Source organism: Sporosarcina sp. NCCP-2331 (assembly GCF_023707945.1).
Taxonomy (GTDB): domain Bacteria; phylum Bacillota; class Bacilli; order Bacillales_A; family Planococcaceae; genus Sporosarcina; species Sporosarcina cascadiensis.
This window is the reverse complement of the sequence record NZ_BRCD01000004.1, coordinates 99,424-125,645: the sequence shown is the minus strand read 5'-3', so window position 1 is coordinate 125,645 and position 26,222 is coordinate 99,424. Positions and strand designations below refer to the sequence as shown.

Annotated in this window: 27 protein-coding genes; 20 read left to right on the top strand and 7 right to left on the bottom strand. The window is 43.5% G+C overall.

Annotated elements, in window-relative coordinates; genetic code table 11:
* The first annotated feature begins 43 nt into the window (after nucleotides 1-43).
* The 9 genes from ccpN to NCCP2331_RS03865 all read left to right on the top strand — a co-directional run bounded on the left by ccpN (nucleotide 44) and on the right by NCCP2331_RS03865 (nucleotide 9,024).
* Nucleotides 44-682 (top strand): transcriptional regulator CcpN, encoded by a 639-nt coding sequence (ccpN, locus tag NCCP2331_RS03905; RefSeq protein WP_153722308.1) that lies wholly within the window; start codon nucleotides 44-46, stop codon nucleotides 680-682.
* 11 nt (nucleotides 683-693) lie between these two features.
* Nucleotides 694-1,512 (top strand): pyruvate, water dikinase regulatory protein, encoded by an 819-nt coding sequence (locus NCCP2331_RS03900; RefSeq protein ID WP_153722309.1) that lies wholly within the window; start codon nucleotides 694-696, stop codon nucleotides 1,510-1,512.
* Nucleotides 1,513-1,680: 168 nt separating this feature from the next.
* Nucleotides 1,681-3,492 carry a DNA primase gene (gene dnaG, locus NCCP2331_RS03895; RefSeq protein ID WP_153722310.1) on the top strand — a complete coding sequence of 604 codons (1,812 nt, stop codon included), beginning with the start codon at nucleotides 1,681-1,683 and terminating at the stop codon, nucleotides 3,490-3,492.
* Between the two features lie 15 nt (nucleotides 3,493-3,507).
* A complete protein-coding gene (gene rpoD / locus NCCP2331_RS03890; protein ID WP_153722311.1) occupies nucleotides 3,508-4,677 on the top strand; it encodes an RNA polymerase sigma factor RpoD in 1,170 nt (389 codons plus the stop codon).
* Between the two features lie 90 nt (nucleotides 4,678-4,767).
* Complete coding sequence (locus NCCP2331_RS03885) at nucleotides 4,768-5,334, top strand: hypothetical protein (RefSeq protein ID WP_153722312.1); 567 nt, start codon at nucleotides 4,768-4,770, stop codon at nucleotides 5,332-5,334.
* Between the two features lie 94 nt (nucleotides 5,335-5,428).
* Nucleotides 5,429-6,568 carry an acyl-CoA dehydrogenase family protein gene (locus NCCP2331_RS03880; protein ID WP_251668666.1) on the top strand — a complete coding sequence of 380 codons (1,140 nt, stop codon included), beginning with the start codon at nucleotides 5,429-5,431 and terminating at the stop codon, nucleotides 6,566-6,568.
* A 138-nt stretch (nucleotides 6,569-6,706) separates the two neighbouring features.
* A complete protein-coding gene (cccA, locus tag NCCP2331_RS03875) occupies nucleotides 6,707-7,090 on the top strand; it encodes a cytochrome c550 (RefSeq protein WP_228551080.1) in 384 nt (127 codons plus the stop codon).
* Nucleotides 7,091-7,210: 120 nt separating this feature from the next.
* The gene (locus tag NCCP2331_RS03870) at nucleotides 7,211-7,909 is read left to right on the top strand and encodes a tRNA (adenine(22)-N(1))-methyltransferase (protein ID WP_251668664.1); all 699 of its coding nucleotides are present in this window, start codon (nucleotides 7,211-7,213) and stop codon (nucleotides 7,907-7,909) included.
* Nucleotides 7,906-9,024, top strand: a complete 1,119-nt coding sequence (locus NCCP2331_RS03865; RefSeq protein WP_251668661.1) for a Nif3-like dinuclear metal center hexameric protein — start codon at nucleotides 7,906-7,908, stop codon at nucleotides 9,022-9,024. The genes NCCP2331_RS03870 and NCCP2331_RS03865 overlap by 4 nt, the downstream gene beginning before the upstream one ends.
* A 48-nt stretch (nucleotides 9,025-9,072) precedes the next feature.
* Here NCCP2331_RS03865 and NCCP2331_RS03860 read toward each other — a convergent pair whose 3' ends face one another.
* Nucleotides 9,073-10,038 (bottom strand): 4-hydroxy-3-methylbut-2-enyl diphosphate reductase, encoded by a 966-nt coding sequence (locus NCCP2331_RS03860; protein WP_153722317.1) that lies wholly within the window; start codon nucleotides 10,036-10,038, stop codon nucleotides 9,073-9,075.
* 69 nt (nucleotides 10,039-10,107) lie between these two features.
* A complete protein-coding gene (gene vrrA, locus NCCP2331_RS03855) occupies nucleotides 10,108-10,572 on the bottom strand; it encodes a VrrA/YqfQ family protein (RefSeq protein ID WP_251668653.1) in 465 nt (154 codons plus the stop codon).
* 113 nt (nucleotides 10,573-10,685) lie between these two features.
* Here vrrA and NCCP2331_RS03850 point away from each other — a divergent pair, with 113 nt between their 5' ends.
* Together NCCP2331_RS03850 and NCCP2331_RS03845 are read left to right on the top strand one after the other, a co-directional pair.
* A complete protein-coding gene (locus tag NCCP2331_RS03850) occupies nucleotides 10,686-11,981 on the top strand; it encodes a DEAD/DEAH box helicase (RefSeq protein ID WP_153722319.1) in 1,296 nt (431 codons plus the stop codon).
* Nucleotides 11,982-11,992: 11 nt separating this feature from the next.
* A complete protein-coding gene (locus NCCP2331_RS03845) occupies nucleotides 11,993-12,880 on the top strand; it encodes a deoxyribonuclease IV (protein ID WP_251668712.1) in 888 nt (295 codons plus the stop codon).
* 38 nt (nucleotides 12,881-12,918) lie between these two features.
* Here the strand turns inward: NCCP2331_RS03845 and NCCP2331_RS03840 are convergent, their stop codons facing one another.
* Nucleotides 12,919-13,161, bottom strand: coding sequence for a hypothetical protein (locus tag NCCP2331_RS03840; RefSeq protein ID WP_153722320.1), 243 nt, complete (start codon nucleotides 13,159-13,161; stop codon nucleotides 12,919-12,921).
* Between the two features lie 99 nt (nucleotides 13,162-13,260).
* Between NCCP2331_RS03840 and NCCP2331_RS03835 the strand changes: the two genes are divergently transcribed.
* From NCCP2331_RS03835 to NCCP2331_RS03815, 5 genes are all read left to right on the top strand, one after another.
* Nucleotides 13,261-14,031, top strand: a complete 771-nt coding sequence (locus NCCP2331_RS03835) for a metal ABC transporter ATP-binding protein (RefSeq protein WP_251668651.1) — start codon at nucleotides 13,261-13,263, stop codon at nucleotides 14,029-14,031.
* The gene (locus NCCP2331_RS03830) at nucleotides 14,028-14,858 is read left to right on the top strand and encodes a metal ABC transporter permease (protein ID WP_251668649.1); all 831 of its coding nucleotides are present in this window, start codon (nucleotides 14,028-14,030) and stop codon (nucleotides 14,856-14,858) included. The genes NCCP2331_RS03835 and NCCP2331_RS03830 overlap by 4 nt, the downstream gene beginning before the upstream one ends.
* 22 nt (nucleotides 14,859-14,880) lie before the next feature.
* Nucleotides 14,881-15,297: a Fur family transcriptional regulator gene (locus NCCP2331_RS03825; protein WP_251668647.1), complete on the top strand. Its 417-nt coding sequence runs from the start codon at nucleotides 14,881-14,883 to the stop codon at nucleotides 15,295-15,297.
* A 218-nt stretch (nucleotides 15,298-15,515) separates the two neighbouring features.
* Nucleotides 15,516-15,701: an antitoxin VbhA family protein gene (locus NCCP2331_RS03820; RefSeq protein WP_251668645.1), complete on the top strand. Its 186-nt coding sequence runs from the start codon at nucleotides 15,516-15,518 to the stop codon at nucleotides 15,699-15,701.
* Between the two features lie 3 nt (nucleotides 15,702-15,704).
* Nucleotides 15,705-16,424 carry a Fic/DOC family protein gene (locus NCCP2331_RS03815; RefSeq protein WP_251668644.1) on the top strand — a complete coding sequence of 240 codons (720 nt, stop codon included), beginning with the start codon at nucleotides 15,705-15,707 and terminating at the stop codon, nucleotides 16,422-16,424.
* Nucleotides 16,425-18,127: 1,703 nt separating this feature from the next.
* Here the strand turns inward: NCCP2331_RS03815 and NCCP2331_RS03810 are convergent.
* The 4 genes from NCCP2331_RS03810 to NCCP2331_RS03795 form a co-directional block, all read right to left on the bottom strand.
* On the bottom strand, nucleotides 18,128-18,691 hold the full coding sequence (locus tag NCCP2331_RS03810) for a 5' nucleotidase, NT5C type (RefSeq protein WP_251668639.1): 564 nt from the start codon (nucleotides 18,689-18,691) through the stop codon (nucleotides 18,128-18,130).
* A complete protein-coding gene (ispG, locus tag NCCP2331_RS03805) occupies nucleotides 18,688-19,812 on the bottom strand; it encodes a flavodoxin-dependent (E)-4-hydroxy-3-methylbut-2-enyl-diphosphate synthase (RefSeq protein WP_255425145.1) in 1,125 nt (374 codons plus the stop codon). Before ispG ends, NCCP2331_RS03810 begins: the two co-directional genes overlap by 4 nt.
* A 61-nt stretch (nucleotides 19,813-19,873) precedes the next feature.
* Entirely contained in the window at nucleotides 19,874-20,218 is a 345-nt protein-coding gene (locus NCCP2331_RS03800) for a hypothetical protein (protein ID WP_153722327.1), read from the bottom strand.
* A 45-nt stretch (nucleotides 20,219-20,263) separates the two neighbouring features.
* Nucleotides 20,264-20,773, bottom strand: a complete 510-nt coding sequence (locus NCCP2331_RS03795) for a DUF1189 family protein (RefSeq protein WP_251668637.1) — start codon at nucleotides 20,771-20,773, stop codon at nucleotides 20,264-20,266.
* Nucleotides 20,774-21,012: 239 nt separating this feature from the next.
* On the opposite strand from NCCP2331_RS03795, the gene NCCP2331_RS03790 reads away from it, so the two are divergent.
* From NCCP2331_RS03790 to NCCP2331_RS03775, 4 genes are all read left to right on the top strand, one after another.
* Nucleotides 21,013-22,644 (top strand): Na/Pi cotransporter family protein, encoded by a 1,632-nt coding sequence (locus NCCP2331_RS03790; RefSeq protein ID WP_251668635.1) that lies wholly within the window; start codon nucleotides 21,013-21,015, stop codon nucleotides 22,642-22,644.
* 133 nt (nucleotides 22,645-22,777) lie between these two features.
* Nucleotides 22,778-23,260 (top strand): DUF456 domain-containing protein, encoded by a 483-nt coding sequence (locus NCCP2331_RS03785; protein WP_251668632.1) that lies wholly within the window; start codon nucleotides 22,778-22,780, stop codon nucleotides 23,258-23,260.
* Nucleotides 23,261-23,347: 87 nt separating this feature from the next.
* Nucleotides 23,348-23,956 carry a superoxide dismutase gene (locus tag NCCP2331_RS03780; RefSeq protein WP_153722331.1) on the top strand — a complete coding sequence of 203 codons (609 nt, stop codon included), beginning with the start codon at nucleotides 23,348-23,350 and terminating at the stop codon, nucleotides 23,954-23,956.
* Nucleotides 23,957-24,056: 100 nt separating this feature from the next.
* A complete protein-coding gene (locus NCCP2331_RS03775) occupies nucleotides 24,057-26,219 on the top strand; it encodes a peptidoglycan D,D-transpeptidase FtsI family protein (RefSeq protein ID WP_251668622.1) in 2,163 nt (720 codons plus the stop codon).
* Nucleotides 26,220-26,222: the final 3 nt, after the last annotated feature.

The window sequence follows — 26,222 nt, the reverse complement described above, 5'->3', positions numbered from 1 at the left end:
ATATATAATTAGATAGTAAATACTACTTTGAAGTCTGAAGGCGGTGACATGTTTGGAATTAAATACACGTCAAAATGAAATCCTTGACATCGTTAAAGGAAATGGACCTATTACAGGAGAACAAATTGCGGAGCGTCTTTCACTGGCACGTGCAACAATCCGGCCCGATTTGGCAATCTTAACGATGGCGGGATATTTAGATGCAAGACCGCGTGTAGGTTATTTCTATTCTGGCAAGAAACCGATTCAATCGGTGGCGGACGGTATGGTGGATATGAAAGCTGCGGATTTTCAATCAAGACCCGTAGTGGTGACAGAAAATCTTTCAGTCTATGATGCAATATGCCAGCTGTTTTTAGAAGATGTCGGTACGCTGTTTGTAGTGGATCAGAAATCATTGCTGACGGGTGTGCTCTCAAGAAAAGATTTATTAAGGACGAGCATTGGAAGGACAGAGCTGGACAAAATTCCGGTACATGTCATTATGACCAGAATGCCGAATATCACTTATTGCTTGAAAGAAGATACGCTGATTTCTGTGGCAAAAAAGATGATGGACAGCCAAATTGATTCATTGCCTATCATTAATAAGAAAGATGAAGGACTGGAAGTAATCGGCCGTATCACGAAAACGAATATTACAGCCGCATTTCTTTCATTAGCAGAAGATCATGATTTATGAGGAGTGACTGTATGCCGAAATTTACATTATTCATTGTCTCAGATTCTGTTGGAGAAACAGCTGGTCTTGTAACAAAGGCAGCTGCAAGTCAGTTCCGGCATGATTTAGAGACAGTCTCCATAAAGATATTCTCTTACATAGAGGAAGACTCTCAGCTTGAGGAAATTGTTTTCCTGGCAAAACAGCAGCAGGCACTCGTTGTCTTTACACTGGTAAAAAGCTCTATGCGTCAGCAATTGCAGATGCTGTGCAGGGAGCTTGAAGTGAAGTGCGTTGATTTAATGGGCCCGCTTATAGAAGAAATGGCAAATCAAATTGGTCAGGAACCTTTTGAAGAACCTGGACTGGTCCGGCAGCTGGATGATCAGTACTTCAAAAAGATCGAAGCTATTGAGTTTGCGGTGAAATACGACGACGGCCGTGACACTCGCGGGGTTATGGAGGCGGATATCGTACTGATCGGTGTTTCAAGAACCTCCAAAACACCATTATCTCAATTTCTCGCCAATAAAGGTTATAAAGTTGCCAACGTTCCGCTTGTTCCGGAAGTAGATCCGCCAGCGGAATTATTTTCAATAGACCCTGCGAAATGTTTTGGATTATTCATATCCGTTAATCAACTGAATTCGATTAGAAAAGCCCGCTTGGAGACATTAGGCTTGAAAGATGACGCAAACTATGCGAAAATAGCACGTATTCAACAAGAAATTGAGTACTTTAATGAAATTACGACAAGAATCGGCTGTGAAGTCATTGACGTAACCAATCGTGCAGTGGAAGAAACAGCCAACATGATTTTAAAATGGATCGCTCAAAGGAAGGCCAACTAAACCGGATGGTTAGGTCTTCTTTTTTCTGTGTGCATGAAACTGGCTGTTTTTTACGGCAGTTTGCTAACTTTCGAACAGAATGAAAGTTTTTAAGTGAATTTTGTCGATAAAGAAGGGTTTTTTAGAAAGACCGCGAATTTATGTATATAGAGTAGAAATGGTGATAGAATGACAAGAATATCTGACGAGACAATCGAGGAAATCCGTACAGGAACCGACATTGTCGACTTGATCAGTGAGTATGTCCAGTTAGCCAAAAGAGGCAAGAACTGGTTTGGACTTTGTCCATTCCATGAAGAGAACAGCCCGTCATTTTCTGTTTCCGAAGACAAACAGCTTTTTCACTGCTTCGGCTGCGGAGCGAGCGGCAATGCAATTACGTTTATGATGGATATGGAAAACCGAACGTTTATTGATTCCATTGTTAAGCTGGGCAGCAGGATGGGGATCGAACTCGAAGCGTCGGCGAATGAACAGCAGGCATCGAAAAGCTCTTCTCATCAACAGATGCAAAAAGCCTATGCGCTTGCCGCCAACTTTTACAGCCATCTGCTCTTAAACACCATAGAAGGCGAAAAAGCACTGGAATACTTAGAAAAAAGAGGGTTTACGCGCGATCAAATCGAACAGTATGAAATAGGATGGTCTCCTGTTCAATCGGATGCTCTGTCTTCCTTATTAAAAAGACAGGGTTACGACCTGAAAGAAATGGAAACTGCAGGGCTTTGTTTGCAGAAAGACGATGGCTCTGGTTTTTTTGACCGCTTCAGAGGAAGAATCATGTTTCCGATACAAGACGATAATGGAGTAACCATTGCCTTCTCCGGAAGAAGGCTGGAGGACTCTTCCACTGATGCCAAATACATCAACAGTCCGGAAACACCCATTTTTGAAAAGAGCAAGGTTTTGTTTAATTTTCACCGTGCACGTCTTAATGTTCGGAAAACGGGTAAAGTAATACTATTCGAAGGTTTCATGGATACGATTTCCGCAGACCGCGGGGGTATTGGAAATACAGTCGCAGTCATGGGAACTGCCTTGTCCTCTCATCATATTGTGAAACTGAAGCGTATGGCAAAAAAAGTCGTGATTTGCTGCGACGGTGATTCTGCCGGCTGGGGGGCCGCCAAACGATTTGCCGACAGCTTGATCGACAGCGGGATGGATGTGCTTGTGGCCACGCTGCCTGACCGGATGGATCCTGATGATTTCATTTCGGAAAAGGGAGTGGAAGCTTTCAGTCAGAAGGTTCTTGATCAGCCGCTCTCATACATCTCGTTTGTCGCGGCTTATTATAAAAGAGACAAAAATCTGACGGTTGATCATGATATTAAGCAGTATGTTCATGAAGTGTTCAATGAGCTTGCCCACCGTTGTTCTCCTATTGAGAAAGACTTACTGATTCAGCAGCTCCACGGTGAAACACATGCTTCAAAAGAATCGCTTGGACAGGAATTCACTAAGTCGATTGCCCGGAAGGCTCAGCATAAACGAGATGCAGATCCCGTACAGGCAAGCCAACCGGTAAGTGTAAGCCGCACTACAGCGAACAGAACAGAAACAGATCGGGCAGAACAGCTGCTTCTGGCACATCTCTTAATGGATGCCGACTTGTTTGAGGAAAAACGGCTGGAGCTTCAAGACTTATTTGTCAGGGAAGATGTGATTAAAATCTTCTTTAAGTTGGCTGCTTTTTATGAACAGTACGACATGCCGAACTATCAGCGGTTTGCAGAAATGCTGGAAGACCGGCAGTTAAAGAAAATTGTTATGGAAGCCATTTTGACCGAGCGTTCTCAAGAGCATACCGGACAAGAGGTGGATGACTGTATTCGCCATTTAAAGCGAAGCCAGCTAAAACGTCTAATTAATCAAAAACAGCACGAATCAAAAGAAGCAGAAAAAAGGAACGACCTACTAAAAGCAATGGAGTTGGCAACGGAAGTTATCCATCTTGTGAGATCGTTAAAGGTTCTGTAAGGAGGTATAGTCACTATGACAAAAGAAGAAAAAGCGGGAGAAGCGGAATTGACCCTTGAAGAAGCAAAAGCAGCTATTATAGAGGCTGGTAAAAAAACAGGTGAACTAACTTTGGAGGATGTCACGGAAAAACTGGCATCTTTTGAAATGGAACCTGAGCAATTCGAAGAGTTTCTAGATCAGATAGAAGCACAGGAAATCGAAATGGATAGAAAAGAAGAGGCTGATCCCAAGAGTGACAAGGAAGAACAATTTGACTTAAATGACTTGAGTGTACCGCCAGGTGTCAGAATCAACGATCCCGTTCGGATGTATTTGAAAGAAATCGGCCGTGTTGACTTATTAACAGGTAAAGAAGAAGTAGATCTTGCTATCCGGATTCAAGAAGGTTTGGAAGCAGAAGCGGAACTTGCAGAAACAAATACGATGACTCCTAAGATAGATAAAACTATCCTGCGCGGTGAAAATGCCAAAAAGAAATTGGCGGAAGCTAACCTGCGCCTAGTCGTAAGTATTGCAAAACGCTATGTCGGCCGTGGAATGCTGTTTCTTGACTTAATTCAGGAAGGGAATATGGGTCTGATTAAAGCCGTAGAGAAATTCGATCATACAAAAGGCTTTAAATTTAGTACGTATGCAACTTGGTGGATCCGCCAGGCGATTACCCGTGCTATTGCAGACCAGGCCCGCACTATTCGAATTCCTGTGCATATGGTGGAAACTATCAATAAATTGATTCGTGTCCAGCGCCAGCTTCTTCAAGATCTCGGACGTGAGCCGTCACCTGAAGAAATCGGCGAGGAAATGGATCTGACTCCTGAAAAAGTACGTGAAATCCTTAAAATTGCACAAGAACCTGTTTCTTTGGAGACACCTATTGGAGAAGAAGATGATTCCCATTTAGGTGATTTCATTGAGGATTCAGAAGCACAGTCACCTTCCGATCATGCAGCCTATGAACTGTTGAAAGAACAGCTGGAAGATGTACTGGATACACTTACCGACCGGGAAGAGAACGTTTTGCGACTGCGATTCGGCCTGGATGACGGCCGTACAAGAACGCTTGAAGAAGTAGGCAAGGTCTTCGGCGTCACACGTGAACGTATCCGTCAGATCGAAGCAAAAGCACTTCGCAAACTGCGTCATCCATCCCGCAGCAAGCGCCTGAAAGACTTTTTAGAATAACATCTGCATCGGCTTCATAACAGCCGATGCTTTTTCTTCTGTATACATAATCTTAAAAATTTTACGATCGGCATCATTGGAGGAGAAAGGATGACTAAGGAAAAGAAACAGATCATCATATCTGAAATACGCTATTGGAAAACCAATAAATTGCTTCCCGAACATTATTGTGACTTTTTGATTACCTTATATGCTCAAGGTGAAGATCCTGATGAGGTGGCAGTAAAAGAACAATCCACACTGCAAAAAGAAAGCAGACAGCTGAGGACAAAGCAATTGTTGATCCTGTTTATCAGCATGCTGCTCGCAGGGGCCGCATCCGCTGCTATGTTTTTACTGAATGAATACCCGGCAGCTACTTTGCTGACAGCAACGGTTCTTTCGGTATTTTTACTTATCATGGCATCCGGAAAGAATTTCATTAGAAAAGGCTTTGCACCTTTTTTATACATATCAATGGCCTTTCTACTACTGATGATGTCATTGAAAATCTGGACAGCATTTTTTGATGGAGAAACGTCTTTATTAATCGGCCTGCTCGTCTTGAATTGTGCGCTGTGGCTGTTTACAGGCAGACTGATGAAACTGCTTTATTTCACAATCTCAGGTTTACTTGGTTTATTAGTGATCGTCGGATTTTTGATATTATCTTTTTGATAGATTGGGTGGAATATAAGGAAATCATTGCTATATTTCATCCGATTTCTATATAATGAAATGTAAAGGCTTTCATTATGAGAGGATGATCAAAATGAACTTTGATTTAACTCAAGAACAGCAAATGGTGAAGAAGTTAATGAGAGATTTTTCTAATGAAGAGGTGGCGCCGGGAGCAGTAGACCGTGATCGATCCGGGAAGTTTCCGCTTGATATCTTCAAAACGCTTTCTCAGATGGGTATGATGGGGCTGCCTTTTCCGGAAAAGTATGGCGGTGCAGGTGCAGATACAATAAGTTTTGCGATTGTGACTGAAGAACTGAGCCGTGCGTGCGCTTCCACAGGGATTACGTATTCGGCACATATTTCACTTGGGGGGGCACCTTTGCATTTATTTGGAACAGAGCAGCAGAAGCAGGATTTTCTGATGCCAATCTGCACAGGTGCATCACTGGGAGCATTTGGTCTGACGGAACCAAACGCGGGGTCGGATGCAGGCGGAACGGAGACGGCCGCGGTGCTTGAAGAAGGTAAATATATAATAAACGGCTCGAAAGTCTATATAACGAACGCAAGCTATGCAAAGCATCTGGCTTTGACAGCTGTGACCGGTCGAAAGGACGGCCGGAAAGAAATCAGCGCGATTATTGTTCCGACAGACACAGAAGGCTTCACTATCATCGACAACTATGAAAAGATGGGGCTGCATGCCTCCAATACAACGGAGCTGATACTCGATCAGGTTGCCGTGCCGGAAGAAAATTTACTTGGCGAAAGAGGCAGGGGTTTTCAGCAGTTCCTCGTCACCCTGGACGGCGGGCGTATCGGAATTGGAGCGATGGCAGTCGGAATCGCCCAAGCAGCCTACGAGCGCGCCTTGAATTATTCAAAAGAACGAAAGCAATTCGGAAAAAGTTTGTCATCATTTCAAATTACACAATTTAAACTGGCTGATATGGCGATGAAAATCGAACTTGCCCGAAATATGGTCTATAAAGCGGCATGGATGAAGGATCAAGGCAGGAAATTCACGAAAGAAGTATCGATGTGTAAACTTTACGCTTCCGAAATTGCCATGCAGATAGCCAGTGAAGCCATTCAAATACACGGCGGATACGGCTATATGCGGGAATACGAAGTCGAACGATATCTGCGGGATGCGAAGCTGCTCGAAATTGGAGAAGGCACCTCAGAAGTACAGCGTATGGTCATCGCAGGACAAATTGGCTGCTGACTGCGGAATTATGTCCAATCTGTCACAAAAGGTGAAAAGTCGCCCAATAACACTTTCAGTTTTCTCAAAGATACAGTACAATGTTAATTGTGTACTGTATCTTTTACAGAATAGATTCTGATGAAGGAGGGTAATCCAATGAATAAAAATCCTGTTATACCTTATCTTTTGATTTTTGCGCTGGGAATTGGACTGATTTTCTTCATGTCACTTTATGGTTTAGATCAAAAGAAAGAAATTGCCGGTGCTAACGAAGAAGAAGGTACTGAGCAAGGCAAGGAAGAAGAAAATGCAAATACCGGCGAATTTGATGCGGAGGCAGTTGCGCAGCAGAAATGCATAAGCTGTCACGGTGAAGGCTTGTCCGGCGGAATGGGACCTGCATTAGCTGGTTCATCATTCGAAGCGGATGAAATGCATGACGCAATCAAAAACGGCGTTCCAGGAACTGCAATGCCTGCTGGACTTGTTCCAGATGAGAACATAGATGAAATGGTTGACTACATTTTATCATTAGACTGATCGCCTACTTATGAATAAGAGCTATTAAATCAAGGATTACTTCCCTGGTTTAATAGCTCTTTTGCATTGCATGAAATGTTTGCCGACTATACAATAGAGTGGAATGAAAGGCGGGAAATTATGAACACCAATCACTTATCAGAACGTCTTGCGATGGTCGCAAGTTTTGTTCCGCAAGACACGGTACTGGCCGATATCGGCAGCGACCATGCCTATTTACCATGCTATTTAAAAAACATAGGAAAGATACAGCGCGCAGTAGCCGGGGAAGTCGTCAAAGGTCCTTTCGAATCTGCACGCCGCAATGTGCAGTTGAATGGTTTTTCCGATCATATTGAAGTGCGGTTGGCAAATGGACTGCAGGCAATCGAACCAGCAGATAAAGTGGAAACTGTAACAATTGCAGGCATGGGCGGAACGCTGATCACAACAATTCTTCAAGACGGCATGAAACGCCTTGACGGAGTGAAACGGATTGTAGCACAGCCGAATATTCATGCGATTGCGATCAGGCAGTGGGCTGTGAAAAATGGTTTTTTGATTGCGGATGAAGAGATTTTGCAAGAAGACGGAAAGATATATGAGGTCGTGGTTTTGGAGAGAGGCATTGCAGATTATTCGGATGCCGACCTTCTTGTAGGCCCCATCCTGCGAAAGAAAAACTCAGACGTTTTCCAGGCAAAGTGGGAAAGAGAAATGCATGAATGGAAACGTGTTATAAGAGCCTTGGAGCAAGCAGAAAGAACCGAAGAAATTCAAAAGAAAAAAACAGAGATAGAACAAAAAATAGAATTAGTCAGGAAGGTGTTAACTGCATGAAAAAGGTAAATGGATATCAGATCATTGAGCTATTTGAAAAGTGGTCACCGAAGCGGCTTGCGTTTGAAGGAGACCCGGTGGGATTGCACATAGGCCAGTTAAATCGCCAGGTGAATAAGTTGCTGGTAACACTCGACGTCAATGAGCAGGTGATTGACGAAGCGGTTGAACAGGGTGCCGCTCTGATCATTGCGCATCATCCCCCTTTATTCAGACCGGTGAGAGCAATTTTGACGGATACACCTCAAGGGCGGATGATTGAAAAATGCATCAAGCATGACATTGCTGTCTATGCCGCGCACACCAATCTTGATATTGCGGAAGGCGGTGTGAATGATATGCTGGCTGATCGTCTTAACGTGACAGAGACGGAGCCGATTGAAGTGACGGATTCCGAACACTTAGTAAAGCTTGCGGTATTCTGTCCACAAGGAGATGCAGATCAACTGCGCAGTGAACTGGCAGCAGCAGGCGCAGGAGCGATTGGGGATTATACAGGCTGCAGCTTCAGCTCACAGGGGATAGGACGTTTCACGCCTGTCAATGGAGCGAATCCGGCAATCGGTGAAGTAGGGAAGCCGGCGGAAGTGAAAGAAGAGCGAATCGAAGTTGTGTTCCCTGAAAGTCTGCAGTCTAAAATAATCAAGACCATGTGTACAGTCCATCCCTATGAAGAACCGGCGTTTGATCTGTTTAAAATGCAGCAGACAACGAATATTCAGGGAATCGGTAGAGTAGGCCGTTTGGCAGAAGATATGACATTGAAGCAATTTGCCGCGCATGTAAAAGAGGCATTTCAAGTGCCTGCTCTGCGTTTCGTCGGAGATCCGGAGACGGTTGTACGCAAAGTGGCTGTTCTCGGTGGAGACGGCAACAAATACATTTTAGCCGCAAAGCGCAAAGGTGCAGATGTGCTCGTGACTGGCGATTTATATTATCATACGGCACAAGACGCGGAGGCGCTGGGACTGGCTGTTGTCGACCCGGGACATAATATTGAAAAAATTATGATCGGGGGAGTGGCTGAAAAATTGATTTCTCTCTGTCAGGATAAGAATTTTGATATCGAAATTCTCGAATCCCGCGTGATTACCGAACCTTTTCAGTTTCTGTAAATAAATAAAACCGCTAAGAAAAATTATCTCTTAGCGGTTTTTTATTATTTATGGTTCAATTCGAATGACAGGTGAAGGATTTTTGATTTTAGGTAAAATTCTATCCAGTTTGAACTGGCGCTCTGCCTTGTGAGTCGAAGGGTCTGCCGGATCAAATGCAGTCAAATAAGCAATTACTTCTCTGACGATGAGAGTAGGTGTAGAAGCTCCTGCCGTCACCGCGACTGTCTCTATATCCATCAGCCATGCTGTGTCAATCTCCGAGACATCAGAGATACGGTAGGAAGGAGTATTGGCAATCTCTACAGATACCTGCGTCAGACGGTTTGAGTTATTGCTCTTCGGATCGCCTACAACGATCAGCAGATCTGCCTCTCCCGCCTGCTCTGCCACTGCTTCCTGACGTACTTGAGTCGCCAGACAGATTTCTTCATGAACTTCTATATGCGGGTACTTCTTCTGCAGCTCTTCCATAAGATGTGCAACATCCCACTGGCTCATGGTGGTTTGATTGGTAACCAGCAGCTTCTCATTGCTGATATTCAGATTATCAATATCTTCCAGTCTCTCAATTAGATGAACAGACTCCGGTGCTACGCCGATGGCTCCCTCCGGTTCAGGATGATGTTTTTTACCAATATAGAGAATGTCGTAGCCTTCCGCAACTTTTTCTTCAATCAGGTGATGCGTCACAGAGACATCGGGACAAGTGGCATCAATGGCCACTAGGCCTTTCTCTTTTGCCAGTTTGCGGACTTCAGGAGAAACTCCGTGTGCTGTATAGATGACAGTTCCTTTATCTACTTTACGCAATATATCCAGTCGGTTTTCTCCATCCAGCGTAATGATCCCATCTTCTTCAAAAGCGTCGGTAACGTGTTTATTGTGGACGATCATGCCTAATATATAAATGGGTCTCGGCAGGGATGTATCAAGTGCAGCATTTCTTGCAATGACCATCGCATCAACCACACCATAACAATAACCTCTAGGTGAAATCTTGAGTACTTTCATTTATTCCACTCCACTCCTCTAGTAACTTCTCTTTCATTATAGCGGAGATTCGCGGCTGATTCAAAGAGTTCAGAACGGAGGCTGAAAAATCCTTGGCGAAGATGGCTGTTCTGCTATCGGGCCGGGTGTGCTGGAAACAGGCGGCACCGGATTATTCCCTCTTGCAATGGAAGAGGGAGCCGGGGCATCAGGCATGGATTGAAACCCTTTATATAATTTCCACATGGCAGGCAGGTTTTGAATCATCGGTGCAAACTGCTGCACGAGCGGCGCAAACTGCTGTGCAGTGTTCAGGAAACGGTTGGCGGTCTGCATATACTGATCAGCTCTCGACGCACCGCCAGCTCCTGCTCCGGTCGCGGCCCCGGCCCCGGCCCTCATCTGCTGATTAGCAGCCTGCTGAAATCCTGGGTTCTGCTGCGTGCCCATACCCTGAGGAAAAGACTGACCGCCGGGAGGAAGTTGCGACGCAGGTGGCATCTGTCTCATGGGCTGCTGCTGATTGCTGAACGGATAAAATGATTGATATCTCATCACAAACTCCTTTCTGAAATTTTTTAGTTGCTTCTCTTCATATCCTATGCGAAAAAAACAGCTGATGGCACCGAATCATGTTACAATAAGAAATACGCTAGAGGAGGAACGATATGTCTAAATTTACAGATTATCAATTCAAACCGTTTTTGAGGGAAGCCATTCAAAAATTAGGGTTTGAAGAACCGACACCCATTCAAAAAGAAATGATTCCACTTATAATGAAAAATACCAGTGCGATTGGACAGGCACATACAGGGACAGGAAAATCACACAGTTTCCTGATTCCTCTTGTGGAAAAAATCGACACAGAGACAGATGAACTGCAGACGGTGATCACTGCACCAACCCGTGAATTAGCGACCCAGCTTCATAATGAATTGAAGAAGCTGATTGACGGCACCGATATTAAAAGTGCAATTCTTATTGGCGGTACCGATAAGAAAAGGTCTGCAGATCGTTTGCGCAGTACGCCGCATATCATCGTGGGAACACCAGGCCGGATACAGGATATGTCTGAGACAGGTGCCTTGGCAATTCATACGGCGACTCAGCTTGTAATTGATGAAGCCGATCTTGCATTTGATATGGGATTCATTGAAGATATTGATAAATTTGCTTCCAGAATGCCGAATAAGCTCAACATGTATGTATTTTCAGCAACAATTCCCGAAAAGCTGAAACCGTTCCTTGCTAAATATATGAATTCGCCTGTACATGTACAAATGGATGATAAAAAGCCGTTGACGGAGAACATGCACTATTCATTGGTTCCTGTCAGAAGTATGGACAAAAATAAGAAACTGCTTCATGTAATGGATGCGATACAGCCTTACTTGGCGATCATCTTTACGAATACGAAGCAAAACGCAGATCAGCTTGCGAACTATTTATCGGCACATGGTTTTAAGCCGGGCCGTATACACGGAGACCTGACACCGCGTGAACGTACACGGATGATGAAGCAGGTGCGTGATCTTGAATATCAATACATCGTCGCAACTGATTTGGCTGCGAGAGGAATCGATATCCCGGGTGTCAGCCACGTTATCAACTTTGAATTGCCGGAAGATCTTGAGTTCTTTATTCACCGTGTCGGTCGTACAGCGCGTGCAGGTTTAGAGGGCACAGCGATCACGTTATACGAACCGGCAGATGAAGATGCGATTAACCGTATTGAAAAGCTTGGCATACCGTTCGCCCACGAAGATGTCAAAAACGGCGAATGGATCGAAGTGAAAGAACGTCAGGCACGGAAGAAACGGGTTAGAGAAACAGATGAAATCGATAAGAAAGCAGATTCGTTTGTCCGTAAACCTGATAAAGTGAAGCCTGGCTATAAGAAGAAAATGGCAGAAGAAAAAGAAAAGTTCAAGAAGAGACAAAGGAGAATAAAAAAGAAATCATGAGTGCAAATGAAATCCTATTAGGCTCCCACGTATCCATGAGCGGCAAGAAGATGCTGGAAGGATCCAGTGAAGAGGCGGCAGGCTACGGAGCCAACACATTTATGATCTACACTGGAGCACCGCAGAACACCAGACGTAAACCGATAGAGGAATTGAATATAGAGAGCGGAACTGCGCTGATGAATAAGAGCGGACAGTCAAATATCGTTGTCCACGCGCCTTATATCATCAATATCGCCAACACGACAAAGCCAGAAACCTTCCGTCTGGGCGTAGATTTTCTGCAGCAGGAAATTCGACGCACGGAAGCGCTGGGTGCCAATCAAATTGTACTTCATCCTGGCGCTCACGTAGGTGCAGGAGCAGAGACAGGCATTGCTAAAATCATTGAAGGTCTTAATGAAGTGCTTTCTGAAAATGCAAATGTACGTATTGCACTCGAGACAATGGCGGGGAAGGGTACAGAATGCGGCAGAAGTTTCGATGAGATTGCAAAGATCATTGACGGCGTGGAAAACAATGAACGGCTTTCCGTCTGTTTCGATACATGCCACGTTCACGACGCAGGCTATGATATCGTGAATGACTTTGCAGGCGTTCTTGAAGAGTTCGACAAAATTGTCGGGCTTGACCGGATTTCTGTTATCCACGTCAACGACAGCAAAAACGAATGCGGCGCAGGAAAAGACCGTCATGAAAACATCGGTTTTGGTCATATTGGTTTTGACCCGCTCGCATATATTGTCCATCACCCGACGTTTAAAGACGTTCCAAAAATTTTGGAGACGCCTTTCATCGGGACGGACAAAGCAAATAAAAGAGCTCCGTATGCAGTTGAAATCGCTATGCTGAAGAACAAAAAGTTTACGCCTGAATTACTGAAAGAATTGAACGTTTAATATCATATTACAGGCGCTGCAGAGATGCAGCGCTTTTTTTATTGCAGTTTATACTGTTCCATATACAAGATCATTTCCTCATAACCGATAATAGAAGAGACCTTCTCTAAAAATGCCGCAGGGATTCCCGTGAACAGCCAGGACAGAGAAACCTCATCCAGCAAAGGACGAAGCTGTTGAATCTGTTTTACGGTTAGCTGAACTCCGTTACTCGCTGCATAGTTCTGTGCATCCTGATCCGATAACTGTTTAATCTCCTGAATCAGCTGAAGTAAATCCATCTGTATCAAATCCTTTCAATTGGTTGTATCCCTGTGCAACTTCCTATATAATGCATAAAGTAATCGGAATGATTACGAATTGAAGGAAGGGATATGTATATGACAAATACCATCATCAAATTAGAGCATATAACACACAAATATCATCATTCCATCGCCTTATCTGACGTCAGTCTCGAAGTGAAACAGGGTGAATTTTGGGCATTGATCGGTCCGAACGGTTCCGGCAAGTCCACGTTGCTAAAAATCATCTTGGGACTCTTGACGCCAATGGAGGGGACGGTCGAATTATTCGGCGTGCCAATCGATTCATTCAAACAGCAACAGCGAATTGGCTATGTTTCACAGAAAGCCAATGCTTTTACTACAAAGTTTCCTGCTACTGTCCTAGAAGTCGTCAAGAGCGGCCTGACGAGCAAAAAAGGACTGTTTAAACGATTTACTAAAGAAGATGAACAGCGGGCAATCGATGCTTTGGAAGTCGTCAAAATGGCGGACCGGCAGTCTGAGAGCATAGGCGATCTTTCAGGCGGACAGCAGCAGCGCGTTTTTATTGCGAGAGCGCTTGTAAGCAAGCCTGATCTGCTTATTATGGATGAGCCGACAGTCGGGATTGACAGACAAAATGCTGATTCTTTTTATTCTATGCTCAGTGAATTAAACCGTGAGTATGGTATTGCAATTTTACTGGTCACGCATGAAGTTGATTTAGTGACACAGCTCGCTACGCATGTGGCGTGTCTGAACCATACGATACATTTCCATGGTATGCATCAGGACTACGAAAAAATGAGTGAAGAAGAATTGTCTGGCTGGTACGGCCATCCGGTTCGTCGGCTTCATCAGAAGGAAACGGAGAATCTCACATGATTGAAGCGATTTTCACCTACGAGTTTTTACAGAATGCGGTACTCTCCGGACTGGTTATAGGACTGATTGCACCGATGCTTGGATTATTCATTGTGGTTCGCCGCATGGCGATGATTTCCGATGCATTAAGCCACGTGGCTTTGGCGGGGATTGCAGGCAGCTTGTATTTGAGTCAGCAAGTATTATTTTTTGCTGCGCTGAATCCGGTGTATTTAGGAATGGGAGCCGCTGTCGTCGGTTCCTTGCTGATTGAACGGCTGCGAAGAATCTATAAAAGTTTTGAAGAGCTGGCCATACCGATTATCCTTTCTGCCGGAATTGGCTTCGGCGCGATATTTATTTCATTGGCAAAAGGTTTTGGCACAGATTTGGTCGGTTATTTATTCGGCTCTGTTTCCGCTGTCAGCCGCCAGGATCTGTATATCGTCCTGCTGATTGCAGTCATTGTGATTTTATTTATATACTTTTTATATAAAGAGTTGTTTTCATTAGCGTTTGATCCAGAGTATGCAAGAGTGTCAGGGGTTAATGAACGAATTATTCAAGCGGCATTTATGGTGATTACAGCACTCGTTATCGGAGCTTCTATGCGTATCGTCGGGATCTTGCTCGTATCGTCATTGATGACATTGCCTGTGGCGGCGGCGATCCAGCTGGCCAAAAGCTATAAAGGTGCATTGATTTATTCCATCATATTTGGTGAAATTGCTGTGATCATTGGACTCATATCTGCTTATTATTTAGATATTGCACCAGGCGGAACAATTGTAGTAACTTCAGTATTCATCTTACTGATTGTGCTTTTTGGGAAGAAAGTACGGTCATGATGATCGAGAGGGGCGTATCGGTATGACGATTGATGAAGCGTGGGAAATTTTATTGAAGCATGACTTTAAACGGACAAAAAACCGGGATATTCTGCTGGAGTTTTTTGATCAGGCAGATCGTTATGTCACGGCGATGGAAGTCAGAACAGCGGTAGAGAAGGCTAATCCGGGTATCAGTTTTGATACGATCTATCGGAATCTGGCCGTTTTTTCAAAGCTTGGTATATTGGACGAAACGGAATTAAATGGGGAACGTCTTTTCCGCATGCAATGTGCCACTGATCATCATCATCATCATTTTATCTGCACGACATGCGGGAATACAAAATCCATTCCCAGCTGTCCGATGGATAGTGTGACGGTGAATCTGTCGGAATATGAAATAGACGGACATAAGTTTGAGATTTATGGCAGATGTCCGGATTGTATTAGAGTGTAAGTGCGCACAGTACATTTTTAATAAATAAGATCTAGAGCTCAAGACAATCCGCGGTTCGGATAAGTCTTGGGCTCTTTATGGCTGATGGAGATATTCATCTTAACACAATTTCTTAACCAATCTTATGGTAGGTAAAAAACTTTATAAAGTGAACGAACTATCTCATGGTACATGAAAACTGGTATAATAGAGGTAATAACAAAAGAGGGGTGTTAATTATGAATGAAAATTCACGAATAGAACGCCAAAAACAAGTAGAATTTGCGGTTGGAATGGCTGCAATTGACGGTGGAAAACCAAGTGTATTTACAAAGAACCTTTTAAATCAATATGAAAAGGGTCAAGTATCATCCAGTCAATTGAAGCAAGCGATTGTTGAAAAATATACAAAGGCTTCACAGTAATTTATGGATCCTTATATTTATCCTAATACAAACGTCTTAATCAATAAATTGGATATTCAGGATGAACAACAATTAATTGACGTTGAAGCACAGTTATTAATAGCTGGGATAGTGGATATTTCTTCTATTAGCCAAAAGATTGATTTCCATAAATACGAAAGCCTCCAAATAATTCATCACTTTCTTTTTCATGAGCTATATTCATGGGCTGGAGAGTTTCGATCAGTCAATATATCTAAAAGTGAACAGGTTTTAAATGGATTATCAGTTACTTATAGCGATAAAGATCATATTATATCTGATTTGAAAACTGTTTTCAGTTGGTCTAAATCTATACAATGGAGCTATTCCAATCCTAGTCTTGTAAAAGACTTTTCTACATTTATGATAAAGCTTTGGCGTGTTCATCCTTACCGAGAAGGAAATACAAGAACAGTTTCAATTTTCATGAAGCTTTTTGCTGAAGCAAATAGGCTAGACATCAATGCTCAATTACTTTCTCAACATGCAGGATATTTGCGAAATGCACTTGTTCTTGCCACAGTAGAAGAAGCTCCAGAACCAAAATATTTATTGAATATGATGTCAGATGCCCTAGGTGTAGTCGATTTTAATAAGCTTAATCCTGATGATGAAGCGTCTAGTAATTATCAAGTGATTGGAAAATACGATGTTTCCAAATATGAAGAAAAACCTTTCGAAATTGATCTTAATGATGAATAACTTTATTTTACAAATCAATTCGGTAGACTCTAGGTATTCATATTAAAAGTGCAAAATTGGAAATTCACTTTTGCACTTTTAGAATAAGAACTGTACCAAAATTGGGCCAGTTCTTCTTGTTATTTCATTTGGTACTACTTCTATTTTTTTGTAATAACCAAATAATAACGAGGAAGAATAAAGCGAAAAATGTTCTGAAAAGTAGATTTAAAATTATATTGTATTGCTCGAAAAAACCATCTGAAATAATAAAAGTCAATGAAAAACCTAGTACAAAAGTAATTACGTATCGAAACACTGTAATCACCTCATTTTTTTATTTTATTACATCGTAACATACTAAAAGATTTAGTATCGATGAGTTTGATAAATTAGGTTTAAAGCAATGTTAAAGGAGATCAGAAATTAAATATATTTCTTTCAGTAAACGGGCGCGATTACCGCAAACTCATAAGTTTCATTCCTCATTTTTTTGAGGAATGAAACTTTTTTTATCACATTCCACCAACTTCATAGCAAACAACTATCCTTACAAATCACGTAAATATAAATAATAAAAAAACAGGCTCTTCACCAAAACATGTGCTTGACAGTCTATTTCGTAGATTTGACTGTGATTGCGCAGTATAGGATGGTAAATGGGTAGGAGACCGTTCCCCTGCGTTCCAGGCGGACGCGTGTCCTGCGGGCCCTCGGTGAGCCAAGCGAACAGCGAAGGGTTTGCTTTGCCGTATTTTTGCGCTCTTTGCGGAAATTAAGGCAAACTGTGCTCATAACGCTACGCTTTTATTCGCAAAAGCCTTTCTTCGTAAAGGCTTTCGCTCCCTTTAGTTGTCTCATCCTAACGGGCTGATCCTCCCGGTAGTTTTTAGCCGCGGGCTCACACGAAGTGAGTCATGCAACCGTTGCCAAGCGAACGGCGAAGGGTTCGCTTTGCCGTATTTCTGTGGTCTTTACAGAAATTAAGGCACTTGCGGCGTACTTAGGTTGCCTGGAACGAAGGTACACTGGCTGGTGTTTTAATACATTTTATGTGAGTGGCAGTTTGAGCATATTATTTGAGGTTATTACGTAGGTACCAGTGTTTCATGCAACACTTAGCAGTCCGCAAAGGCAAAGATTCTTGCGATTATTGTGTTTGCATGGTTGAAAAACGAAAACATACTACTCAACTGGTACTCTGTTAAAAAGCAGCAGGACATATTTTCTCCACACCAGCGAAGGCGCAACTGCGGGGTTAGCCGTTGCTATGAGACAACTGGCGCGGTCTTTGCCAGCTGGCTCATAGCGTAAGGCAATCCCCCAGCGCCGAAGCGGGTTTAAACTGCAGCATGATTTTCGCAATACATACATGACAAGTTGTCAAGAACAGATTTTGGTGCAGACCCAAAAAACACTTAACAAAAGTAGAATTTTCTACTTTTGAAAGGTATTTATCTATATATATAAGCAGAAAGGAAAAATGGTTGTTTTTCTAGAAAACATCGGATCGGAGTTTGGCATATTTCTCGGCTTCGCATTACGGGAACTAGCACTCCTCCTGTCTCCTCACTCCTCCAGTGATTGGAATAATCGTACTTGTGCTGCTTCCTTATAATATGTAGCTCATGCTTTTTATAGAGTGACTGTTAATTGAGATGAAATACACAAAAAAACGCTTAGATATTCTAAGCGTTTTTCAGATTCATTATCGGAATTTCAATTTAAGCAAACAATCGCTGAACTTGCCGATTCGCTTCCTGCCAGTCATTCACCCGAATGACCCCGTCTGGAATAGGCTTGCGATTGTACGGCGTGTCAAACAAGAATACGGGGATATCCAGTTCTTCATGGATTTCCACTGCATTGTCATGTTTATCTTCGAAAAAAGCATTTACAGACAAGCGTTTTGCTGTTTCGATCTTATGATGCGTGCCGATCAACTCTACATGATCAAACGGTATCTGTTGTTCCTGAAACCAATTGGTCGTGCATTCGAGTACATTTTGACCGCGAGCTGAGATGTAGTACAGCTCATACTGTTTTTTCCAGTCTGACAGCACTTCTTTTGCAAACTGCTGGGCAGGGGATGTTTGATAAATCAATTCCTCCGCCCCTTTATACCACTCGCCGAATTGGACAGGATCCACATCAAAAGCTTTCGTCAGATCATACTCTTTAATATCTTCAAGTGTCAAATTCGAACCAAAGCGCTTATTGATATGAGGCAGCAGGGAAGTAGGGCATGTTACGGTTCCGTCAATATCGATTCCAAAACGGGTTTTCATTCAGAAACGCCGCCCTGAACCAATGCCTCTTCCTGTCTTTTCTTTTCGAAGTATTCCTCTGCCAGTTTATCGATTTCTTTCTTCAGTTCCTCCACCATTGTTTCTTCTGGTACTTTACGGACAGTTTTACCGTGCATGAACAGCAGCCCTTCACCGCGGGCTCCCGCAATTCCGATATCTGCTTCTCTTGCTTCACCCGGTCCGTTTACTGCACAGCCGAGCACTGCTACTTTTAACGGTGCTTTAATATGAGAAATATATTCTTCCACTTCATTGGCAATGGAAATCAAGTCGATTTCGATACGTCCGCAAGTCGGGCAGGAAATCAGTGTTGCAGCATTCGAAGACAATCCAAATACTTTCAGAAGCTCTCTTGCCACTTTAATTTCCTGAACAGGGTCAGCACTCAGCGACACGCGCATCGTGTTTCCGATGCCTGCTGACAGCAATGTGCCAAGTCCCGCTGAACTTTTAATAGAACCCGCGAACAGCGTACCGGATTCTGTGATGCCCAAGTGCAACGGATAGTCAAATGCCGCCGCAGCTAATTTATAAGCCTCAATCGCTAAGTTTACATCTGAAGCTTTCAATGAAACGATAATATCGTGGAAATCCAAGTCTTCTAAGATCTTAATATGATGCAGGGCGCTTTCTACCATGCCCTCAGCAGTCGGATAGCCGTACTTTTCAAGAATTTTCTTCTCGAGTGAACCGGCGTTTACACCGATACGGATCGGAATGCCTTTTGCCTTTGCGGCATTAACGACAGCTTCTACTTTTGACTGGCGTCCAATGTTTCCCGGGTTGATTCTGATTTTATCTGCACCTTGCTCAATTGCAATTAAAGCTAATTTATAGTCAAAATGAATATCTACTACTAACGGAATATTGATGCGCTTTTTAATTTCGCCGATTGAATAAGCAGCACGCTCATCCGGGCAGGCTACACGTACAATTTGACATCCTGCTTCTTCTAAACGAAGGATTTCGGCAACAGTAGCCTCCACATCATGCGTTTTCGTAGTCGTCATACTTTGAATAAACAGTTCATTGCTTCCCCCGATTGTCAGGTTACCGACTTTTACAGGACGGGTGTTGGAACGATGAATCATTTCTGTCATTGCGATTCTCTCCTTCAAATAAATAAATAACTAAATACATCCACCATAAATGAATGGAAAATTACTTTGTGCTCTGTTCCTGGCAAGCTGAATCTGTTTCTGCTCCGAGAGGCAACTGGATTTGTTCGCCCGCCAGAAGCTTCTGGCGCTCCAGATGAGGATTCAAGTCATAAAACAACTCGAGCCTTTCCAGAAAATTATGAGTTGGGTCTGGGTATAATGCAAATAACGACTCTATTGTATCATCTTCAACCGTCCGAATGACAATGGAAGGATTGACCGCTTCCTCAATACAGGACGTTTCATCGTCGAAAAAGGCTGCAAGAGGGATTGTCCCATCTGTCAAATCCACGCGAACGAAATGAACGATACAAAAAACAGCGAGTGCAAGTATAAATATTCTCATGGCAATCCCTCCTGTCACACACTATGCAGACAGGAAGGGGAATATTCATCGCGGTTTCTTAGGATAATATACCGCTGCCCGCCACACATAGAGCAGATGGACAAGCGACGAGATCCACAAGCTGTAATTTTGCATGCCTGGCATGAATTCAAATACCATCGTCAGCAAAATAGGGAGAGTGGCAGCAATCGCCGCAGTCCGCCACATAAATCGAAACTCACCTCTGCGGCTCAGCAACCTCAACAACAATACTCCTATAATACCAAAAATGCTGATGCGAATAAATAAATACGATGTGATAATGACGAGCTGCAGTATGAAGGCAACCGGGTAAAGTAATAAACCGATCGTTTTACCGATTTCAGCGATTTCAGGCGTCGATTGAAAAAGTGTATGGTCGCCGATTAAAAACTGCAGAAATGCGATGACAGTATATAGAAAGACAAAAATGAATAGGTATTGAATCACTTTACCGATCGGCAGCAATCGAAATGCAGCCAGTTTCTTAGGTTCGTGCAATGAAGCGGTAAACAGCTGACGAAATTTCAGATTCAATGAAACGGCCTCCCTTTCTACAGTATAGTCTATCATTTATTTAAAACCTTCATGTAACGTGAAATTTCGACATTCTTATGACAAATCATTGCTGCTTTGTTAAGGTGTTGTAAAGATTAGTGTTGAGTACTTTACAATTTGCTGCCGCTCCTAACATAATAGGGTGAAACTTCCCACTTGCGTCACGAGTGGGAAGAGGTAAAACCATACATAATCGTTTGATGGAGGTTGACAATTAAATGGAAGTTAACTGGCAGGAAGTGGTGTTCCAGTTTCTTGGGGGATTAGGTATTTTCCTTTTCGCAATTAAGTACATGGGAGATGGATTGCAAAAAGCTGCGGGGGACAGGCTTCGTGCAATCTTGGACCGTTTTACTACGAATCCATTTATGGGCGTTCTTGTCGGTATTATTGTTACGGTACTCATTCAATCCAGTTCGGGAACGACCGTTATCACCGTCGGACTTGTAAGTGCCGGTTTCATGACGCTCCGTCAGGCAATCGGCGTTATCATGGGTGCCAATATCGGTACTACAGTTACTGCATTCATCATCGGTCTGGATGTAGGAGCCTATGCTCTGCCGATCATGGCAGTCGGCGCATTTTTGATTTTCTTTATGCGTAAAGCAAAAATCAAAAACCTGGGGGAAGTCATTTTCGGCTTCGGAGGCTTGTTCTTGGGCCTGGAGTTAATGAGTGACGGCATGAAGCCGCTCCGCACCCTGGAAGCATTCGGTGATTTCACACTTGCCATGAGTGAACACTCATTATTGGGAGTAGTGGCCGGTACGATCTTTACACTCGTCGTTCAAAGCTCCAGTGCGACAGTCGGGATTTTGCAAGGACTCTATGCTGAAGACCTCGTGACAATGAAGGCAGCCCTGCCAATCCTGTTTGGCGACAATATCGGCACTACGATTACTGCGGTTCTTGCGGCCATCGGCACCTCTGTCGCTGCCAGACGTGCCGCTGCGACACATGTCCTGTTTAATATTGTCGGCACCATCATTTTCATGATCCTGCTGATTCCTTTTACTGCATATGTGGAATGGATTTCCGGCTTACTTCATTTGGAGAGTAAGATGCAGATTGCATTTGCACACGGTTCATTCAACGTCGCGAATACGGTTTTACAGTTTCCATTTATCGGGGCCTGGGCATATTTGGTGACGAAGATGATACCGGGGGAAGATGTCACGATCGAATACAAACCGAAGCACTTGGACCGGCATTTCATTGCGCAATCACCTGCTGTAGCGATTGGACAAGCAAAGGAAGAGATTATCCGCATGGGTGACTTCAGTGTGCAGGGTCTGAATGAAACATTCGAATACTTGAAGACTGGTCAGAAAAAGCATGCGGAGACAGCGTATCAGATTGAAGACGCCATCAATAACCTGGACCGTAAGATCACGGATTATCTGGTGGAGATCTCCACCGTTACTGTTGCACCTGCGGAGTCCGCACGTCACGTCATGCTGATGGACAGTGTACGGGATATTGAACGGATTGGAGATCATTTTGAAAATATCGTCGAACTGATCGATTTGCGCGAGACCAATAAATTAAAACTGACTGACGATGCAATGGTCGATTTAACCGAAATGTTTACACTGACGATTGAAACTGTACAAAAGGCAATTGAATCTCTGGATAAATCCGACATCGGAATTGCCCGCACGGTTTCTGAAAAAGAAGATTTGATTGATAATATGGAACGCCGTTTCCGTAAGAATCATATCGTCCGCCTGAATGAAGGAAGCTGCAGTGCGCAGGCAGGCATGGTCTTCGTAGATATCGTTTCAAACTTGGAACGGATCGGCGATCATGCGGTAAACATTGCGGAAGCTATTTTAGGTAAACATGTGTGAATAGGTGCTGAATATGAATACAGATGAATCAGGCATTGCCGCAATTACGCCGCAATGCCTGATTTTCTTTTTTACCGGGATATGATGTAGAATGAGTAATCTGATGAAAATTTTATAAAAGAGGAGTGGGCGCATGATCTGGATGGGCTGGATTGTTACGGTACTTTTGTTTTGCATTGCATTTGCAGGACTTGTTTATCCCATCATTCCTTCTGTTGTTTTTATACTTGCGGGTTTTCTAGCGTACGGTTTTATCATTTCATTTGATGAGCTGACGTGGCTATTCTGGGTAATTGAAGTGTTATTTGTCGTGTTGCTGTTCGGAGCGGATACGATCGCCAATCTGGTCGGCGTCAAACGTTTCGGCGGCAGCAAAGCAGGCATGTGGGGCAGTACTGTTGGTTTGCTGATTGGACCATTTGTCATCCCTGTCGCTGGAATTCTGGCAGGTCCTTTTCTAGGAGCCATCATCGCAGAATTGCTGATCACCCGTTCAGGAATCAAGCAGGCGTTTAAGACTGGAATCGGCTCGGTTGTCGGTTTCTTGACATCAGTTGTCGTTAAAGGAGTCATTATGGGCATCATGATTGCTATTTTTCTATTTTTTCTCCGTTGACAGTCCATTTTCTTTGAATGCTGTCTCATATTTTGATAATGTGAAGAGGTAGGGCAAAACAGAGATAATTTAGAGGAGGAATGGAAAATGGCTTATACATTACCAGAACTACCATACGCTTATGATGCGTTGGAGCCACACATCGACAAAGAAACGATGAACATCCATCACACGAAACACCACAACACGTATATTACAAACGTGAACAATGCGTTGGAAGGTCATGATGAACTTCTGAACATGCCGGTTGACGAATTGGTGGCAAACTTGGATAAAGTTCCAGAGGACAAGCGCACAGCAGTCCGCAACAATGGCGGCGGTCATTCAAACCACTCATTCTTCTGGCAGATCCTGTCTCCAAATGGAGGAGGAAATCCAAAAGGTCAGGTTGCTGAAGCAATCGACAAAAAGTTCGGCAGCTTTGATGCTCTTAAAGAAGAGTTCGCAAAAGCGGCAACAACACGTTTCGGTTCAGGATGGGCTTGGCTCGTACTGAATAACGGCGAGTTGGAAGTAACTTCAACACCTAACCAGGACTCTCCTTTAATGGAAGGCAAGACTCCTTTACTGGGATTGGACGTTTGGGAGCACGCATACTACCTGAACTATCAAAACCGCCGTCCTGATTACATTTCAGCATTCTGGAATGTAGTAAACTGGGATGAAGTTGAAAAGCGTTACCAAGACAATAAATAAGTGAAACCCGACACACATCTGATTCGTCAAGATGTGTGTTCTTTTATGGCATCATGCTATAATACCTCATACATAGAATTTGATAGAAAGGAGACTCCCGTTGAAAAAGACTACCAGAAAAGCAGATCAGGCAAAAGTACGTCAGCGAAAACATATTGCTTTTCGAATGAATTTTCTCTTTGTAGCGATTTTCGTACTTTTTTCATTGCTGATATTCCGCTTAGGCTATCTGCAGATTGTCAAAGGCGAAGATTTCACCAGGGAGCTCGAACGTACAGAAGAAATTGCTGTCAATACGAGCACCCCCCGCGGAAGAATATATGACCGAAATGGTCAAGTGCTGGTTGACAATGAACCCAAAAATGCCATAACCTATACAAAAACTTCGTCCACCTCCTCTGAGGAGATGTTGAAACTGGCAAAAAAGCTGTCTACATTAATTGACCGGGATACCAAGCGTGTGACGCTGGGGGACAAGCGGGACTTTTGGATTTTATTGAATCCTGAAGAGGCAGCCAAAAAAGTAACCAAAAAAGAAATGCAAAATGTTAACAAAAACGAAAAAACATCCAAAAAGGAAAAACAGCGACAGATTAACCAAATGACCAGAGACCGCATCACGGAAGAAGAAATAGACTCTTTAAGTGAACAGCAATTGAAAGTTCTGGCGATTTATAGAGAGATGATGGCGGGGTACGCTTATTCCCCCCAGATCATTAAAAGTGATGACGTAACAGACAAAGAATTTGCAGTTGTCTCGGAACGCTTGAATGAACTGCCGGGAGTCAATACGACGACCGACTGGGACCGCATCAAGAAATCTGACAGCGCTATCCTTGGTTCAACGACAAGTCCGATCGAAGGAATTCCGCGTTCACATCTGGATTATTTTTTAGCAAGGGATTATTCCCGCAACGACCGGGTCGGCAGAAGTTATCTCGAAGCTTATTATGAAGACTTGCTGAAAGGTCAAAAGACTATTGTGAAAAATATTAAAGACCGGACTGGTAAAGTCATTGAAACGAAGACTGTGAAAGAGGGCGAACCCGGAAAAGACCTCGTGCTGACGACAGACAGTGAACTTCAGGAGGCTTTGGAAGAAATTGTGTCCAATAAATTACTGAAACTGAAACGAGGTGCCAGTGCAGGTGCTCTCGAGTCAGCGTTCCTGGTTATGCTGGATCCGAATAACGGCGAAATTTTGTCATTAGTCGGTAAAAAAGTAGGGCGGGATGAAGAAACAGGGAAGTTAGCTATCCAAGATTACACATTCGGCACCTTCACTTCTGCTTACGAAGCCGGCTCTACAGTAAAACTGGCTACCATGCTGACTGGCTACAGTGAAGGTGTAGTAAACGTCGGCGATGTCAAAATCGATGAACCGATCCGTATTGGACGTACGGTAAAGAGATCACTGTTTAACCGTAACGGCAGAGTGGCAGTGAATGATATTACTGCGCTGGGGCGTTCTTCCAACGTCTATATGTTCCGAATTGCCATGGCGCTCGGCAAAGCGAATTACCGGCCGGGCCAGGCGCTGGCAATAGACAAAACGGCGTTTGAGACATTCCGCCAGACGTTCGCATCTTTCGGCCTGGGAACCAAAACCGGCATTGATCTGCCCGGAGAATACAGCGGTGTAACCGGAACTGAAACAATTACCGGGAAACTACTGGATTTCTCAATCGGCCAATTTGATACGTATACTCCGCTGCAGCTGGCTCAATATGTGTCAACTGTAGCTGCAGACGGCAATAGAATAGCGCCAAGAATATTGAAAGAAATCCGCGACCCTTCTCCAGATGGCGAAGTATTGGGTGAACTGGTGGAAGAAAGGCCGGCAGAAGTATTGAATCATATTAATAATACACAGCAGGAAATTGATCAAGTGAAAAAAGGAATGTACTACGCTTATCATGCTTCAAACGGAACAGCCGCCAGTGTATTAAAAGAATACGATGCTGCCGGAAAGACAGGGACCGCACAATCATTTTATTACACCGGCAATAAATCAAATCCTGTCATACCGACAATTAATCTGTCTCATGTAGGTTTTGCGCCGTATGAGAATCCAGAAGTCGCCTATGCGGTGATGATACCTTACATTTCTACCAACACAAACACCTATCCGGGTTCCGCGGCCAATGAAATTGTCAAAGAAGCGTTAGACACGTATTTAAAGTTAAAAAAAGAACGTGCGGCGAAACGGATTGATTCTTCTCCTGAAATTAAAATTAAGAAAGTAACTGAAGAAGAAAAATGAGAA